This window comes from Rhodococcus sp. KBW08, from assembly GCF_003852455.1.
Lineage (GTDB): Bacteria > Actinomycetota > Actinomycetes > Mycobacteriales > Mycobacteriaceae > Rhodococcus_F > Rhodococcus_F baikonurensis.
This window is the reverse complement of sequence record NZ_QAJJ01000011.1, coordinates 244,383-259,757: the sequence shown is the minus strand read 5'-3', so window position 1 is coordinate 259,757 and position 15,375 is coordinate 244,383. Positions and strand designations below refer to the sequence as shown.

The window sequence follows — 15,375 nt, the reverse complement described above, 5'->3', positions numbered from 1 at the left end:
TCACCCTTCGGCTTCGTCGAAGGTCTTTGCCAACCAGGCAATGTCCTGCATACCCAACTGATCGGTCACCGTCTTGTAGAGATTGGTCACGTAATCGAGCGGCCCGCACTGCGAGGGGATCAGGTCCACGTCTGCACCGCCTGTGCGATACGTCTGCGCCAATTGTTCCGCCTCGCTGAAGGGGACGAGAAAATCGTCCTCACAGGAGGAGATCAGAAGCTTGGAAGCCGGCGCCTGCTTTCCCAACGTGTTGTCCGCGTACGCCGCCGCCAGGGCCGGGATCGTTCGGGGAGCCGGGTTGGTGAGCAGGACGTCGAAGGGAACGAACGGGAGCCCGAGGTACAGCGCCTGGCACGAAGCGCGGAAGGCGCCGGCCACGTTGTGCCCGATCGGAGTGAGGTGATCATCGAGACGGATGTCGGGGTAACCCGCGTCGAATCCGAGAATGCTCGAGAAGACGAATCCCGAACCGATCCCTCCGGCCGCCGTCTCCTCGAACGTTGCCGGATCGATCATCATCGCCTGGATGGCACTGGCCTGGACGTTCAGTTCCGGCGCGTAGTCGTGCGCCTGTTCCGCGGCAAAACCTGCTGCGACACCGCCTCCGGCGACGCCGTAGATACCCACAGGTGTATCCGATTCGAGGCCGGCTTCAGGAAGCGCGAGCGCTGCCCGCACACCGTCGAGCGTCGCCTTGCCCGAGAACTGTCCGACCGAGAACGGGTGAGGAGCCGTGTCGCCGTCGTTGCCGACGTCGCTCATCATCACTGCCCAGCCGTGACCGAACATCTGCGCCACCGGGCCGAGCGCCGAGAACATCGCGGGGTCGCTCTGGTTTCCACCGGTCCACTGATGACTGGGCGCGCAGTTCGCGCCCAGGCTGTCGTTCGCCTCGGCGTATCCGATGATCTTGCGTTCACCTGGTGCAGTGCCGTCCTCGGGGATCATCAGAATCCCGGTGCTGATCACCTGCCGACCGAAATGATCAGTGGTTGTGTACATGAGCTGGTGAGCCGAAACGACGTCCGGGCGGACCTGGTAAACCTGAACGCTCACCGGACGCGCCTTGAGAAGAGTCCCTGGGGCGGTGCCGGGCTCGATTTCAGGCTCGTCGAACCACGGATCGTCGGACGAGAGCCCGAGTGGAGTCAATTCGGTCGAGATGTCGGCGCCCTGAAGTGCCTTCACGACCAACGGGTTGAACACGTCGGCCAGGTCGACGGTCTCCTGCGCACCAGCCGGCGACCCCACCGCAAACAAGGCCACTGCCAGGGCCGATGCCGTTCCGGCGCGCCATGACCACCGTCGCCACGTCGAGTCAAACATCGTTCACGGGTTCCTTACTTTCGGGTAATGAGCACCCCTACACTCCCATTCACCTGCATTAACAGACAAGTCGGGCACCGATCCCTTGGCTGAATACCTCGATCGGGCACAGGCTGACGGCACCTGTTCGGCAAGTCTGCTGTGAGTGTTTCGGCTCGAACCATTGATCGCACCCGGCTGGTTCGACGGCCACCCGCTATGTCGTCGCGACGGCCGTGCTGACAATGCGCCCTGGTCACCACGCACCCTTGTCGACAGACGGCGAAAGACAGGCGGCGGACGAGACGCTGCCTTCGGCGTCCACTACGGCAAGAGAATGCCCTCCTGCAGTATCCAACTCTCCGGATACCGCAGGAGGGCTCATCCCCGGGCGCAGAACGCGACCCTTGGGGCGCGACACATCTCCCTCAAAAGGGTGCGCCATTCGTTCAATGTGGCGCCGGCGTGCCGCAAGCTCGGGGATCGACAGCGATCCTGTTTCGGTGTTGCTTCAGCATGGCAATCTGCGCTCGGCTGCACACGGGCCGAATGGCCTGTTCGGCTACCTGTATCCGCCCGGTATCGAATCGCCGACGACCGGGACATGGCAGCCAGTTGCCTTCAAGCGGCACCAATCGGCGCCGACCGCGTCGGTGGTCGTACTGCGTCGGTATCCGTACTGCGTCGGTCCGTAAAACAGGTATGCCACCGGGCCATTGAGCCGTTGTCGGCGATCGCGAAGAGCGGCCAATCTTGCCATGCCTCGAAATCATGAGGTCGAGACCAGGACCTTCACACACCCTCCGCCTCAATCACATGTCAGCACTGACCATTTCGCGAAACGCGTTGCGCAACACACCGGCCGCACGTCGAACCGCAATCGCTGTCCGTCAGACCGATGAAGGAAAACAATCATGGGAAATCACCGGAGAAACTATCGTTCTCACACCGCACGGTTCGTCGCGATAGCCGCGGGAGCAGGCGCTCTCACAGTTGCCGGCGCAATCGTCGACACGGGCGTAGCCAGCGCACACGATTGGTCACAAGTGGCCATGTGCGAGAGTTCCGGAGACTGGAACATCAACACCGGCAACGGCTTCTACAGAGGGCTCCAGTTCACACAGTCGACGTGGGACGCATACAAACCGGAGGGTGCACCGGCTCGCGCCGACATGGCGTCGGTTGCCGATCAAGTCGCGGCTGCGGAGACAACCCTCTCAGCTCAGGGCATCGGTGCATGGCCGGTGTGTGGCGCCTACCTCGGCTGGGGTGGCACCACCCCGGATTCGTCCACTCGGACTCCATCGACCGAAGAGTCCGCCGAGGCTCTCCAGATGGCACCGGCGGCACCGCAGGCCGACAACATATGCAGGTGGGAATGGCCGGTCGACGGGATCATCTCCCAGGGATTCCATCCTGGGCACGACGGTACGGATTTCGCGGTCGATGTGGGGACCGTGCTCCATGCCCCGACCTCGGGCTCGATCTCAGTTGCCGGACCGTACGATCCCGGCGGATACGGAACTTACATCCAGATGGAAGCGAACACCGGCGAACAGATCCAGATGGGACACCTCTCCGAAACCTGGGTGAGCGAAGGCGATCATGTCGAGGTCGGTGACAAGATCGGCGCTACGGGCAACACCGGGAGTTCGACCGGCCCGCATCTTCATCTCCGCATTCACAACGGCGACGCTGTCGATCCTGTCGGCTTCCTGAAATCGGCGGGAGCATGCGATACAGCAGCGGGCGACGCGGTGACCGTGTCCGCGGGCGATACGTTGTCCAATCTGGCCTCTGCGAAAGGTTTTCGTTGGCAGGATGTTTGGGCTGCCAATGCCTGGATCGCCGATCCCGACCGGATATTCGTGGGGGGCGTGATCAAATTCTGAAGCATGGCGGCCTACAGGTAGTTTCACGAACCGAGAAGGTGCGTATCGGGTCGGCGACTGGTGGCGCCATCTATTGTCGGAAGTGTGACGGAATCCGACGCCCACGAAGGCTCGACTGAATCGACGAAGGCTGCTCATCCGAGAAAACGTCCACTGTGGCGTGAGATTCTCATTCTCGTTGTCGTCGCCCTGGTTCTGAGTGTCGTCATTCAGAACTTCGTCGGACGCATTTTTCTGATCCCGTCCGAGTCCATGGAACCGACGCTGCACGGATGCACCGGATGCACGGGCGACAAGATCCTCGTCGACAGGATCAGCTATCGATTCGGGGATCCGCAGCCTGGGGATGTAATCGTGTTCAAAGGGCCCGAATCCTGGAACGACGAGTATCGATCCATTCGATCCGACAATTCGGTGGTTCGAGCGTTTCAGGGACTCGGGTCCGTCGTCGGCTTGGTCCCCCCGGACGAAAACGACCTCGTGAAGCGGGTTGTCGCGGTCGGAGGCCAAACCGTACAGTGCCTGTCCGAAGAAGAGGGGCTCAGAGTGAACGGCGAGCCGCTGACGGAGCCGTACATCGACAATCGCACCTCGGGCAACGGCATCCCTTGTCAGGGAATATATTTCGGCCCGATCACCGTTCCCGACGGGAACCTGTGGGTAATGGGCGACAACCGTGCCCATTCGAAGGATTCACGTTTCCATCTCGATGACGAACACAGAGGAACGGTGCCGATCGACAATGTCATCGGCAAGGTTCAACTGATCGTCCTTCCCTTCTCACGGTGGGGAACTGTGAGCTCGTTCGATCCGCAGTGACAGATCGAATCAAGCAGGTAACCCGCATCTTCGGACTACACAGTCGACACGACTCCGCATTCGGACGATCATCGAGCACATCTGTTGCCGAAGGTAGGAGAACCACATGCGTACACGACGCATCACCGCCAATCTCAAAGTCGCCGATGTCGGAACCGCCAGTAGCTTCTACTCCGACTATCTCGGCCTGAGCACCGAAGAGTTCAACTTGGGATGGGTCGCTCGCTATACCTCCCCCGACACCGGCGCGCACGTACAGCTCGTCACGCACGACGCCACTGCGGCCGAAGACTCGGTCATCTCCGTCCACACGGATGACGTCGACGGCGCCTACGAAGAGGCGCGAAAGCTCGGCTACGAAATCGTGCACCCCATCACGACCGAAGAGTGGGGTGTTCGCCGATTCCTCGTCCGGGCACCCGACGGCAACGTCGTCAACATCGTGCGACACCGGGACTGAGCACTCGAAAATGCCATTCGACGTTTTAGGTCATTTGACCTAGAGTTGAGTGCATGACCGATTCATTGCAGTACTCAGCCGACGGCCCGATCCTCGTGGCCGGCGGATACGGAACCGTGGGCAGCGCTCTGACCGCCCTGCTCGCCGCAGACTTCCCGCTGCTCCTCACCGGGCGCACCCCCGAGCGCGGCAACGAACTGGCTCGCCGTCACGGCGCCTCCGTTCGTCGTTGGGACCTCCTCGACCCGACGCCCTTCGACGCGTCGGTACGCGCGGTCGTGTCGACGGTCAACGATCCCCACGATCGTGTGTTGTCCGCCGCCGTCGAGGCCGGAATTCCCTACGTGGACATCACCCGCTGGACATCCCGCGTCGCTCGCGCCGCCACTCTGGCCGGCCAGATGTCGCCGAAGGCACCGGTGTACCTCTCGTCCGGATGGATGGGCGGCGTCACCAACATCGTCACCGCAGCATTGGCCGAGGAACTCGGTGGCGCAACCACCGTCGACGTCTCGATTCGCTACGACGTGAACGATATTGCCGGGCTCGACTCCGTCGACTTCATCGATCGCCTCGGCCAGGATTTCGAGGTGATGCAGAACGGCAACCCGATCACCGTCAGCCCGTTGACCGATACACGCTGGATCGACTTTCCCGGTTCGCGTACCAAGGTCGGAAGAATCGACACTCCGGAACAATTCACATTTCCCATGACATTGGGAACCGAAACTGCCAGTACTCGAATCGGTTTCAGTTCGAATGCATCCACCACCGCCCTACTTGCCGCAAAGAAGGTGGGCCTGTTTCGTTGGGGTCGCGGCGACCGCTTCACGCCCCTACGACGTGGACTCCTGTACTCGCCCGGCAAGGGCGGGAGTGCGCAAGTACGCATCGACGTCACCGGTCCGAGGGGCACGACGAGCGCAACGATCGTAGATCCGCAGGGACAAGCTCACCTCACCGCGGTGGGCGGCGCGCTCGCCGTCAGACGCGCCTCGAGCGGCGATGCTCGGCCGGGAGTTGCTTTCCCCGAGTCGCTTCCGAACCCGCGCAGCACCGTCTCCGAGTTGGAGAACTTCGGGGTGGCAGTATTGCGGGCATGACCCCCTCCAAGGGTGCCGCCCGCGCGGCAGCACTTCTCGACGCAGCAGAACAGGTCCTCACCACGCAGGGCAATGCCAACTCGGCAATGCGCGATTTCGCAGCCGCGGCCGGCGTGCGGGTGGGGCACCTGCAGCATTACTACCCCACCCGCGCAGATCTGATACGCGCAGTGATGTCACGTGCATTGACCCGTTCACTGGATCGCCTTGCCGTCGTCACCGATACGGATCAGAGCTTGTCCCGCGAGGAATCCGAACACTTCATCGCAGTCCTGCTCGGAGAACAGGACGACGAGGCAACAGTGCGCTTGTACGTCGAAGTATGGGCGATTGCTGCGGCAGACGAGGAAGTGGCTGTGGTGGTTCGAGACTTCTACGCGCAGTACATCGCACACGTGGAGCGCGCTGTTGCGTGTGCACAACCGGATCTGGATGCGGTGGACCTCAGCGCAACGGCCCAGACCATCGTGAGCCTGCTCGAGGGTTCCGCCGTTCTCCGCTCGGGAATCACCGGCCGAAAGTCCGAGGCTTCGGACCGAAAGCTGGTGAACACGCTCCAGTACCTGATTCACGGGTCCTGACTCGGACGTATCGTAAAGCCCATGAGCGTTGCAAACGAATGGAGCCGAATCGAAGCGTGGTGCCGTACTCACGCACCGGTGACGGCTGCAGCGTTTCAACCAGGGCTCGGTGACGCCGTCGTCGAGGAATTCGAAGCCTCGACCGGCGTCACGTGGCCCCAGGAACTTCGCGACCTGTACCGGGTGCACAACGGCAGCCTGACCCACGACGACCGGACGGGACTCTTCCTCGGCAGCGTGCTCCCCGACAAGTTCTTCTACCCCATCGACGTCGCAACCGAAGTTCGTCTCACTCTCCTCGAAACGTGGGACGAGACGATCTACGAGAATCCCGACCTCTATGCCGAGGACGAGATGGATCGACACGATCGACGCGACGCAGGCACTGCCGCAACCATGTTCATCCCTTCGTTCATTCCCTTTGCCGGACTGGACGAGTACCACTACTTCGTGGACACGCGCAGCGGCGCACTCCATCATTGTGTGACGGAGTACGCGTCGGACGCCACCGACAACGGCGGGCCGATCTGGGCGTCCATCTCGGTCATGCTGGCCGCCCATGCCGCTGCGTTGGAGACAGGGTCCACGATCGGAGTCTGGAAACCCGTTGTCAGCAAGGGTGTTCTGGAATGGGAAGTCGACGCATGATGTCGGAGCGGAACCCGACCCGCCGCACCCTTGCCGACGGGCGTCAGATCTTCTACTTCGACGATGCCGGCCGTACCCGCGACCACACTGCGCGAGATACCCGCGAACTGCCGACACTCGACCACTCGTCTCGGATGAGGTACGACGTGCTCACTGGCGAGTGGATCACCGTGGCCTCCCATCGCATGACACGGACCCATCTCCCCTCCACTGCCGAATGCCCGCTGTGCCCGACCAACGAAACACGCACGCCTACAGAAATACCCGACGCGAACTACGACGTCGCGGTGTTCGAGAATCGGTTTCCGAGCTTTGCGTCGGCACCGCAGGATGGCGCCCCCAACACCGGAGACGGCCCGGGGGATCGCCCAGCCCTCGGCCACTGCGAAGTGATGTGTTTCTCGAGCGATCACACGGCGTCCGTCGCCGAACTTCCGCTCGAACGCATGCGCACGATTGTGGGTGCCTGGATTTCTCGGACCGAAGAGTTGTCAGCGGATCCGGTTGTGGAACAAGTCTTCTGCTTCGAGAACCGCGGCGAAGAAATCGGGGTAACACTCACCCACCCGCACGGACAGATCTACGCGTACCCGTATGTCACGCCACGCACCCGATCGATGCTGACGCAAGCGGACAAACACTTCGAGCGCACCGGGCGCTCACTACTCGCCGATGTTCTGGCGTCCGAGCGCGAGGACGGAACCCGGTTGATCTACGACGGCGATCACTGGAGCGCCTACGTCCCGATCGCCGCACGATGGCCCATCGAGATTCACCTGGCACCGCATCGCGACATCCCGGACCTTCCCTCGCTGAACGACGAAGAGCGCGAGGAACTTGCGGTCGTTTACCAAGATCTCCTGCGCCGTGTCGATCGCTTCTATCCGGGCGTCGACCGGGTACCGTACATCGCTGCCTGGCACCAAGCTCCCGTCCGCATCGACCGACCTCTGAGTCGACTGCATCTTCAGCTGTTCTCGATCTTGCGCGCGCCGGGCAAACTCAAATACCTCGCCGGGTCCGAGTCCGCCATGGGCGCCTGGGTGAACGACGCCATTCCCGAGGCAGTGGCGGCCCGATTACGGGAGTTGAAATAGTGGATGCCGTCTCGAAAGAATCTGTGCTCCAACAGTTCATCGACGCCTGCGGGTATACGGCAACCGGAGTTTGGGCGGCACCTGGTCGAGTCAACCTTATCGGTGAACACACGGACTACAACGGTGGATTGTGCCTTCCGGTCGCTCTCGAGCAGCGAACACTGGTTGCTGTCGCACTGCGTAGCGACGGCGTCGTCCGCGTTCACAGCCGGCAATCCGACGAGACATACACCGGGTCCGTCGGCGACATCGCAGCAGGATGGGCCGCCTACCCCACAGCCGTTCTGCGGTCTCTTGCGCTCGAAGGCCTCCCACTCGGAGGAATCGATCTGGCAGTCGACTCGTCGGTACCCGTCGGAGCCGGGCTGTCGAGTTCCGCTGCCCTCACCTGCTCGGTTGCGTTGGCCGTCAATGAACTTCACGATTCACCGTTCAACCGTGACCAGCTCGTGCAAGCTTGTATCCGAGCCGAGAACGAGGGCGTCGGGGCACCGACCGGCGGCATGGATCAAACAATTGCCCTCTTTGCTCAGCCGTCGACCGCGCTCCTGCTGGACTGCCAGGACGGGTCCACCGAACCCATCCCGTTCGACCTCCACGGTGCGGGTTTCGAATTGATCGTCGTCGATACTCGGGTCAAGCACTCGCTCGCGGACGGACAGTACGGGTTACGACGATCTCAATGTCTCGATGCAGCTACAGCTCTCGGCGTCGACAGTTTGCGAGAGGCTACTGCAAACCAGGCCGAGGCAGTGCGAGACCCGATCCTCCGAGCGCGGGCACGGCACGTGGTGACCGAGATCGAACGAACCCGAAGGGTCGCAGAACTCCTACGCAGCAACAGATTCAGTGACATCGGAGAGCTGTTCGACAACTCTCACGCTTCATTGCGTGACGACTTCGAGGTCTCGTGCGAAGAACTCGAGGTCGCCGTTGCCGCAGCACGACGCGGGGGTGCGATCGGCGCACGGATGACCGGCGGCGGCTTCGGAGGCTCGGCCATCGCGTTGGTTCCGGAAGGAAGCAGTGCGGAGGTCATCGCGTCGGTGAGCCGCGAGTTTGCGGCGCGGCAGTGGCGAGCACCCCACTTTCTCAGCGCAACTGCCGGAGGTTCGGCCACCCGATTGTGAGCGAACGGTACGTTCGCTCCGGTTGGGGCCCTCGAGATCCCCCTCACATAAATAGTCATCTCAGATGCGAATTATGTAGGTTCAGATCATGCAACTGACGCAGTTCACCGATCTGGGATTGCGCGTCGTCATGCGGTTGGCCGTACTCGACGCGGATGCCTCCCCCAGCACTCGGGATGTTGCGCAGCAGCTCAACGTGTCGTACTCCCATACCACCAAAGTGGTTACACGGCTCGGCGAGTTGGGCATCGTCACAACCAGGCGCGGCCGCGGCGGCGGACTTTCAATCACCGAACTCGGCCGCACCGCCACCATCGGCTGGCTGGCCAGACGCCTCGAAGGCCCGGGTGAAGTCGTCGACTGCGAAGGCGACAAACCGTGCCCACTGCGCGGTGGCTGCCTCCTTCGGAGTGCACTGCGCGACGCTCAGGAAGCGTTTTTCGTCTCGCTCGACGCCGTCACGATCGAGGACGTCATCCGACAGCCGTCCAAAACTGTTCTGCTTCGCCTCACCACTCGTAGCGACGAAGCAGGCTGATCAACCGAATCTCGACCGAACGGAGCAGCTCATGCTTTCCCCACAGTCAACCGAGGTCATTCGCGCCACACTCCCCGTGGTCGGCGCCGCCATCGGCGATATCACAACCCTGTTCTACCGCAAGATGTTCGACGCACATCCCGAACTCGAACGCGACCTGTTCAATCGCGGCAATCAGAAGCAGGGCGAACAGCAGAAGGCACTCGCGGGCGCTATCGCGGCATTCGCTACGCTGCAGCTCGAACCCGACAGCGCCAAGGTCGATCTCATCCTTTCGCGTATCGCTCACAAGCATGCGTCGTTGGGAATCACCCCCGATCAGTACGCGATCGTTCACGAACACCTCTTCGCCGCGATCGTCGAAATACTCGGAGATGCAGTCACTCCCGAAGTCGCCGCAGCCTGGGACGAGGTCTACTGGTTGATGGCGGAAACCCTCATCACGATGGAACGGGGTCTCTACCAGCTCGCCGGTGTCGAGACCGGCGACGTGTGGCGAACGGTCAGAGTCAGCGAGCGCGTCCTTCAATCCGCCGACACTGTCTCCCTGACACTCTCCTCGGTCGACGGCAGCGCTCTACCCACCTTCGCTCCCGGACAGTATCTTTCGGTCGGTGTCGTCCTTCCGGACGGCGCCCGCCAGATCCGTCAGTACAGCCTGTGTTCGATACCGAGTAGCGCGGACTGGCGGATCAGTGTGAAGCGAATCTCGGGCACTCCCGACGGTGAAGTGTCGAACTTCCTCTACAACAACGTATTCGAAGGACAAGAACTCTCCGTCACCACCCCGTTCGGTGATCTCACCATGCCCGACGACGACTCGCCACTGCTACTCGCATCGGCCGGAATCGGTTGCACACCGATGATCGGCATGCTCAACCATCTTGCCGATACCGGCGCACAGCGTCCCGTCTCCGTCATTCATGCTGATCGATCCATCGCAGATCATGCTCACCGAGCAGAACTCAGCACGCTCGTCGACAAGATTCCCGCAGCAACCCTGCACCGCTGGTACGAGGACCTCGGCACGCATGTGCCCTTCGGATCGGTTCACGAAGGCCGAGCCGATCTGCGTGACATCACCGTAGAGCCGGATACCCAGGCGTTCCTCTGCGGGCCGATGCCGTTCATGTTGGCGATGCGCGCATCGTTGCTCGAACGCGACGTCCCGGCGCAGAATATCCACTACGAGGTCTTCGGTCCCGACAGCTGGGCCAATACCTGAGCGGACCACTGTCTGCGAACTGGACCTTGGCCTGCCACGGTAACCCCTTGTGTACTCGACGGAACATCCAGATCGAGTAGTGGGAGACCGACATGATCACGTCAGCGTCGATGACGGGAGTCGCGCTGATCGCCCTGGCGATGGTCCTGACACCGGGCCCCAACATGATTTACCTGGTGTCCCGCAGCATCAGCCAGGGCCGCCGGGCAGGTTTGATCTCGCTCGCCGGAGTCGCAACCGGTTTCCTGGTCTACCTCGCCGCCACGTGTGCCGGGCTGACGGCGGTTCTCTTCGCCGTACCCACGGTGTTCACCGCGGTGAAAATCGGCGGCGCCCTGTATCTGGCCTATCTCGCCTGGTCGACGCTCCGACCAGGCGGGAAGTCCGCCTTCGAGGTGGGCGCCGTCGACCGCCACGGCAGCGGTCGACTGTTCGGGATGGGTCTGACCACGAATCTGCTCAATCCCAAGATCGCTCTGATGTACGCGGCACTGATCCCCCAGTTCGTCGATCCCACTGCGGGTCCGGTCTGGCAACAGGCGCTCGTACTCGGCGGCGTGCAGATCCTTGTCGCAGTCACCGTCAACGCGTTGATCGTGTGCTGTGCGGCAGCCGTGTCAGCTTTCCTGATGGCACGTCCGGTGTGGATGCGGGCTCAGAAGTGGCTAGCTGGTGGCATTCTCGGAATCTTCGCCACCCGCATGGCCCTGGAGTAGTTTCAGCCCTTCGGACGTTGGTCGATCAGACGACGCGCTTTACCGATCGAGCGTTCGAGTCCGCCCGGTTCGAGAACGTTCACCTCGACCGTGACACCGATCTTGTTCTTCACCAGCTTCTGCAATGCAGACGATGCCGCCGCATGGTCCGATAATGCCGCATCGGGGCGAGCCTCGACGCGCACCGTCAGGGTGTCCATTCGGCCAGGACGCTCCAGCACACACTGGAATTGAGGCGCGAGGGCGGGGACGGTCAGGATCAGTTCTTCGATCTGCGTGGGGAACAGATTGACCCCACGCAGGATGATCATGTCGTCGGTCCGGCCGGTCACCTTCTGCATCCGTCGCATCGTGCGCGCCGTACCGGGCAACAGACGGGTCAGGTCCCTGGTGCGATAGCGAATGATGGGCAGCGCCTCCTTGGTGAGCGAGGTGAAAACCAGCTCCCCTTCCTCACCGTCCGGGAGCACCTCGCCCGTGACCGGATCGATGATCTCCGGGTAGAAGTGGTCTTCCCAGATATGGAGTCCGTCTTTGGTTTCCACACATTCCATTGCCACGCCCGGGCCCATGATCTCGGAGAGTCCGTAAATGTCCACCGCATGCATGTCGAGTTGCTGTTCCAACTCGGTCCGCATCTGTTCGGTCCACGGCTCCGCTCCGAAAACTCCCACCCTCAGCGAGGTCTTCGAGGGATCGATCCCCTTCTTGATCATCGCATCCACGATGGTCAACATGTACGACGGAGTCACCATGATGGCATCGGGCTCGAAGTCCTCGATCAGCTGAATCTGCCGCTCGGTCATGCCACCGGACATCGGAATGACCGTGCAGCCCAATCGTTCAGCACCGTAATGTGCTCCCAACCCACCGGTGAACAGGCCGTACCCGTAAGCCACGTGAACCTTGTCCGAAGACCGCACGCCGCCGGCCGAGAGACTGCGCGCGATGAGATCGGCCCAGTTGTTCAGGTCGTTGCTCGTGTACCCCACCACCGTCGGGCGCCCGGTCGTCCCCGAGGACGCGTGAATTCGCGAAACCTTGTCCTGGGGTACCGCGAACATCTTGAACGGATAGTTCTCGCGCAGATCCGCTTTGGTGGTGAAGGGGAACTTCGCGAGATCGCTCAGATCCTTCAAGTCGCTCGGGTGGACGCCGGCGTCGTCGAAAGCTTTGCGGTAGTGCGGAACATTGGTGTACGCGTGCATCAGGGACCATTGCATCCGCTCCAGTTGGAGCGTCGAAATGCGGTCCCGGCCGGCAAATTCGATTTCTTGCGAAGTAGCAGTGGCGAGTTCGGTCATGATTGTCTCCGGTGGGCTCAGTGAGGGCGCTGTGCGGGCGGTCAGGCGTCGAAATCGACTGTTATCTGGTCACCGACAGGAAAGGTCTGGCAGGTCAGCACGAAACCCGCGTCGACTTCGTAGTCTTCGAGTGCGTAGTTCCTGCGCATCTCCACATCACCGCAGGTGACCTTGGCGCGGCACGTTCCGCACACTCCGCCCTTGCAGGCGAAGGGCAGATCCGAGCGGTACTGTTCGGCCGCATCGAGAATCGACTGGTCGCGTGGCAACGTCGCGGTGGTCGATCGACCGTCGAGAGTAATCGTCACCTCGCTGCTCGGTCCGACAATTCCGCGCTCACGATGCACTGCGACGGGTGGAGCGACGTCGTCGACGTAGAACAGCTCGTGATGGATGCGATCCTTGGCAATTCCCAAGCCGGCCAGCACTTCCTGGGCGTCGTTGACCATCCCGAAGGGACCACAGAGCCAGAAGCCGTCGACTTGGTCGCACGGTACGAGAGAGGTGAAGATCTCACGCAACCGGCCGGCGTCGAGACGGCCCGAGAACAACTCGACCTCTCTCGGCTCGCGTGAGAGAACGTGAATGACGTCCAGGCGCGCACCGTACCGGTCCTTCAGGTCGGCGATTTCTTCGGCGAACATCACCGAACGAGTACGCCTGTTCCCGTACAGCAGGGTGACATCGGCCTCGGGGTTCGCCAAAAGTGTTGCAGCGATGGAAAGCATGGGGGTGATGCCAGAGCCCGCCGCGATCAGAACGTGCCGTCCACCCGATGCCGGATCGGCGACGAAATTGCCCGAAGGGCCTTGGACGTCGATTTGATCCCCGGCCTTGACGTCGCGCACCAACCAGGTGGAGAAGAGTCCGTCTGCTACTTCGCGAACACCCACCCGTGGAGACGCCCCTACCGGTGCACAGATCGAGTAGGAACGACGGTGTTCGACGCCGTCGATCATCCGCCGCAGTGTCAGTGACTGCCCGGCGCCGAAGTCGAATTGATCGGCGATATCGGCAGGCACGTCGAAGGTGACGGCAACTGCGTCGTCGCACAGTGACTCGACACCGGCGACCGTCAACGGGTGAAAGGGTTTGTTCCGGTTCGTCGTTGCGGTACTCATCTGTTCAGATCTCCTTCACGTGATCGAACGGCTCGAGGCAGTCGAGGCAGCGATACAGCGCTTTGCACAGGGTCGCACCGAATTCCGAACTCAGTCTGGTGTTTGCCGAACCGCACTGGGGGCAGAGGATGTCGCGGGGCTTGGCCGTCAAGGTCAATGCGATCGGCCCCGAGGCGCGGCGCGGCGCTGCCCCCGGCACCGAGTACCCAGCCGTCCGAAGTTTCGCGAGCCCTTCTTCGCTGATCCAATCCGAACTCCAAGGCGGCGACAGTTGAGTCTTGATCTGGACGCTGCCGTACCCCGCATCGTTCAGCTTGTGCTCGATGTCGTCTCGCATCGTCGCCATCGCTGGACACCCGGAATAGGTGGGAGTGATTGTCACACAGACGAAGTTCGCTTCGACGTCGACCGATCGGATGACGCCGAGGTCGGCCAGTGTAAGCAACGGCATCTCCGGATCCATCACCGAGGCGACGATCTCCTGCGCGGAAGAGACGGTGGTGGCAGCCACGGTCACCACACCCCTTCAGGGTGCTCCCGAGCGACGCTCTGCATTTCGGCGAGAAGCAGTCCCAGTGCCCCGGTATGCAATCCAGCACGTCCACCGCGGCCGCCGACGAAACCGGAGAAACGTGCAGGGGGCTCTTCCATTTCGGCCGCATGGAGGACCTGGGCAAGAACAGCGTCGAACTCCGGCCGAACAGTACGCGGATCCACTCCGACGCCAACTTCTGCCAAAACGAGTTCGTCCTGGGTGGGAACAAAGAGTTCGTCCACGAACGGGAAGATCTCGAGCAGGGCGTCGGCCGTCCGGCGCTTTGATTCTGCCGTGCCGGCACCCAAGGTGACGACCCATCTTGCCGCGTAGTCGCGGTGATAGGTCAGTTCCTTGACACCTTTGTTCGCCACAGCAGCGAGAACCGGATCCCGCGATGTGCGGAGCCGATCGAACAGCGCCAGCCGCCAGGTCGAGAACACGAGTAGCCGAACGACCGTGTGTGCGAAGTCGCCATTGGCGAGCTCCACCAGTCTCACGTTGCGGAAACCGAACTGATCACGAAAGAAGGCGAGCGCATCTTCGGCCGGCACCGGTGACGTATCCGAGATGAACGGAACCACGGTGGAATCGGCTGCTGCCGCGCGCGCAAGCAGCAGCCTGGCCTGCCCGATCAGATCCAGACCGACGTTCGCGAGAGCTACCTCTTCTTCGAGTTCCGGTGCTCGCGTGGACCATTCGGCGAGTCGCTGCGAACTGACGAGCGCGTCGTCACCGAGCATGAGGCAGTAGCGCGCCAGGGCTCCGAGATCGACGTCGCCTGGCACCGTGGTGTCGACTCCGGCGAGGGGGTCGTCGAAGCTGGTTCCGAACGCCCACTGACCGTGGCCGTCACCGTCGACCAGGCCGTCGTAGGCACTGTCGTGATCGTTCATCTGTT

18 protein-coding genes are annotated in these 15,375 nt (G+C 62.1%); 12 read left to right on the top strand and 6 right to left on the bottom strand.

The window, feature by feature from the left end; genetic code table 11:
• A complete protein-coding gene (locus tag DBV08_RS16205; RefSeq protein WP_124568088.1) occupies positions 1-1,326 on the bottom strand; it encodes a lipase family protein in 1,326 nt (441 codons plus the stop codon).
• A 235-nt stretch (positions 1,327-1,561) separates the two neighbouring features.
• Positions 1,562-1,750 (bottom strand): hypothetical protein, encoded by a 189-nt coding sequence (locus DBV08_RS16200; protein WP_124568087.1) that lies wholly within the window; start codon positions 1,748-1,750, stop codon positions 1,562-1,564.
• A gap of 58 nt (positions 1,751-1,808) precedes the next feature.
• Here DBV08_RS16200 and DBV08_RS16195 point away from each other — a divergent pair, with 58 nt between their 5' ends.
• From DBV08_RS16195 to DBV08_RS16140, 12 genes are all read left to right on the top strand, one after another.
• Positions 1,809-2,000 carry a hypothetical protein gene (locus DBV08_RS16195; protein ID WP_124568086.1) on the top strand — a complete coding sequence of 64 codons (192 nt, stop codon included), beginning with the start codon at positions 1,809-1,811 and terminating at the stop codon, positions 1,998-2,000.
• Between the two features lie 219 nt (positions 2,001-2,219).
• Positions 2,220-3,197, top strand: coding sequence for a transglycosylase family protein (locus DBV08_RS33270; RefSeq protein ID WP_124568085.1), 978 nt, complete (start codon positions 2,220-2,222; stop codon positions 3,195-3,197).
• Between the two features lie 84 nt (positions 3,198-3,281).
• Positions 3,282-4,016: a signal peptidase I gene (lepB, locus tag DBV08_RS16185; protein ID WP_124568084.1), complete on the top strand. Its 735-nt coding sequence runs from the start codon at positions 3,282-3,284 to the stop codon at positions 4,014-4,016.
• 106 nt (positions 4,017-4,122) lie between these two features.
• Complete coding sequence (locus tag DBV08_RS16180) at positions 4,123-4,476, top strand: VOC family protein (RefSeq protein WP_124568083.1); 354 nt, start codon at positions 4,123-4,125, stop codon at positions 4,474-4,476.
• A 53-nt stretch (positions 4,477-4,529) separates the two neighbouring features.
• Positions 4,530-5,579, top strand: coding sequence for a saccharopine dehydrogenase family protein (locus DBV08_RS16175; protein WP_095972812.1), 1,050 nt, complete (start codon positions 4,530-4,532; stop codon positions 5,577-5,579).
• Positions 5,576-6,160, top strand: a complete 585-nt coding sequence (locus DBV08_RS16170; RefSeq protein ID WP_095972813.1) for a TetR/AcrR family transcriptional regulator — start codon at positions 5,576-5,578, stop codon at positions 6,158-6,160. Before DBV08_RS16175 ends, DBV08_RS16170 begins: the two co-directional genes overlap by 4 nt.
• Positions 6,161-6,181: 21 nt before the next feature.
• Complete coding sequence (locus DBV08_RS16165) at positions 6,182-6,808, top strand: SMI1/KNR4 family protein (protein ID WP_095972814.1); 627 nt, start codon at positions 6,182-6,184, stop codon at positions 6,806-6,808.
• The gene (gene galT, locus DBV08_RS16160; RefSeq protein ID WP_387410786.1) at positions 6,790-7,905 is read left to right on the top strand and encodes a galactose-1-phosphate uridylyltransferase; all 1,116 of its coding nucleotides are present in this window, start codon (positions 6,790-6,792) and stop codon (positions 7,903-7,905) included. Before DBV08_RS16165 ends, galT begins: the two co-directional genes overlap by 19 nt.
• Complete coding sequence (gene galK, locus DBV08_RS16155; RefSeq protein ID WP_124568082.1) at positions 7,905-9,035, top strand: galactokinase; 1,131 nt, start codon at positions 7,905-7,907, stop codon at positions 9,033-9,035. The genes galT and galK overlap by 1 nt, the downstream gene beginning before the upstream one ends.
• Positions 9,036-9,123: 88 nt before the next feature.
• Positions 9,124-9,573 (top strand): Rrf2 family transcriptional regulator, encoded by a 450-nt coding sequence (locus DBV08_RS16150; protein ID WP_124568081.1) that lies wholly within the window; start codon positions 9,124-9,126, stop codon positions 9,571-9,573.
• A 31-nt stretch (positions 9,574-9,604) separates the two neighbouring features.
• A complete protein-coding gene (locus DBV08_RS16145; RefSeq protein ID WP_124568080.1) occupies positions 9,605-10,798 on the top strand; it encodes a globin domain-containing protein in 1,194 nt (397 codons plus the stop codon).
• Between the two features lie 92 nt (positions 10,799-10,890).
• Positions 10,891-11,514: a LysE family translocator gene (locus tag DBV08_RS16140; protein WP_095972818.1), complete on the top strand. Its 624-nt coding sequence runs from the start codon at positions 10,891-10,893 to the stop codon at positions 11,512-11,514.
• 2 nt (positions 11,515-11,516) lie between these two features.
• Here DBV08_RS16140 and paaK read toward each other — a convergent pair whose 3' ends face one another.
• From paaK to paaC, 4 genes are read right to left on the bottom strand one after another with little or no spacing between them, the layout of a single operon-like run.
• A complete protein-coding gene (paaK, locus tag DBV08_RS16135) occupies positions 11,517-12,818 on the bottom strand; it encodes a phenylacetate--CoA ligase PaaK (RefSeq protein ID WP_124568079.1) in 1,302 nt (433 codons plus the stop codon).
• A 41-nt stretch (positions 12,819-12,859) separates the two neighbouring features.
• The gene (gene paaE, locus DBV08_RS16130) at positions 12,860-13,939 is read right to left on the bottom strand and encodes a 1,2-phenylacetyl-CoA epoxidase subunit PaaE (protein ID WP_124568078.1); all 1,080 of its coding nucleotides are present in this window, start codon (positions 13,937-13,939) and stop codon (positions 12,860-12,862) included.
• Positions 13,940-13,943: 4 nt separating this feature from the next.
• On the bottom strand, positions 13,944-14,402 hold the full coding sequence (gene paaD / locus DBV08_RS16125) for a 1,2-phenylacetyl-CoA epoxidase subunit PaaD (protein WP_124568160.1): 459 nt from the start codon (positions 14,400-14,402) through the stop codon (positions 13,944-13,946).
• A gap of 50 nt (positions 14,403-14,452) precedes the next feature.
• Positions 14,453-15,370 (bottom strand): 1,2-phenylacetyl-CoA epoxidase subunit PaaC, encoded by a 918-nt coding sequence (gene paaC, locus DBV08_RS16120; protein WP_124568077.1) that lies wholly within the window; start codon positions 15,368-15,370, stop codon positions 14,453-14,455.
• Between the last annotated feature and the right edge of the window lie 5 nt (positions 15,371-15,375).

What these genes read in the sequence shown, in the direction of transcription:
- galT (WP_387410786.1), top strand. Translation starts at nt 6,790, where the DNA reads ATGGGAAGTCGACGCATGATGTCGGAGCGGAACCCGACCCGCCGCACC.
- DBV08_RS16205 (WP_124568088.1), bottom strand. Translation starts at nt 1,326, where the DNA reads ATGTTTGACTCGACGTGGCGACGGTGGTCATGGCGCGCCGGAACGGCA.
- DBV08_RS16175 (WP_095972812.1), top strand. Translation starts at nt 4,530, where the DNA reads ATGACCGATTCATTGCAGTACTCAGCCGACGGCCCGATCCTCGTGGCC.
- DBV08_RS16165 (WP_095972814.1), top strand. Translation starts at nt 6,182, where the DNA reads ATGAGCGTTGCAAACGAATGGAGCCGAATCGAAGCGTGGTGCCGTACT.
- paaK (WP_124568079.1), bottom strand. Translation starts at nt 12,818, where the DNA reads ATGACCGAACTCGCCACTGCTACTTCGCAAGAAATCGAATTTGCCGGC.
- DBV08_RS16140 (WP_095972818.1), top strand. Translation starts at nt 10,891, where the DNA reads ATGATCACGTCAGCGTCGATGACGGGAGTCGCGCTGATCGCCCTGGCG.
- paaD (WP_124568160.1), bottom strand. Translation starts at nt 14,402, where the DNA reads ATGGATCCGGAGATGCCGTTGCTTACACTGGCCGACCTCGGCGTCATC.
- DBV08_RS33270 (WP_124568085.1), top strand. Translation starts at nt 2,220, where the DNA reads ATGGGAAATCACCGGAGAAACTATCGTTCTCACACCGCACGGTTCGTC.
- DBV08_RS16170 (WP_095972813.1), top strand. Translation starts at nt 5,576, where the DNA reads ATGACCCCCTCCAAGGGTGCCGCCCGCGCGGCAGCACTTCTCGACGCA.
- DBV08_RS16150 (WP_124568081.1), top strand. Translation starts at nt 9,124, where the DNA reads ATGCAACTGACGCAGTTCACCGATCTGGGATTGCGCGTCGTCATGCGG.
- DBV08_RS16200 (WP_124568087.1), bottom strand. Translation starts at nt 1,750, where the DNA reads ATGGCGCACCCTTTTGAGGGAGATGTGTCGCGCCCCAAGGGTCGCGTT.
- paaE (WP_124568078.1), bottom strand. Translation starts at nt 13,939, where the DNA reads ATGAGTACCGCAACGACGAACCGGAACAAACCCTTTCACCCGTTGACG.
- paaC (WP_124568077.1), bottom strand. Translation starts at nt 15,370, where the DNA reads ATGAACGATCACGACAGTGCCTACGACGGCCTGGTCGACGGTGACGGC.
- DBV08_RS16180 (WP_124568083.1), top strand. Translation starts at nt 4,123, where the DNA reads ATGCGTACACGACGCATCACCGCCAATCTCAAAGTCGCCGATGTCGGA.
- DBV08_RS16145 (WP_124568080.1), top strand. Translation starts at nt 9,605, where the DNA reads ATGCTTTCCCCACAGTCAACCGAGGTCATTCGCGCCACACTCCCCGTG.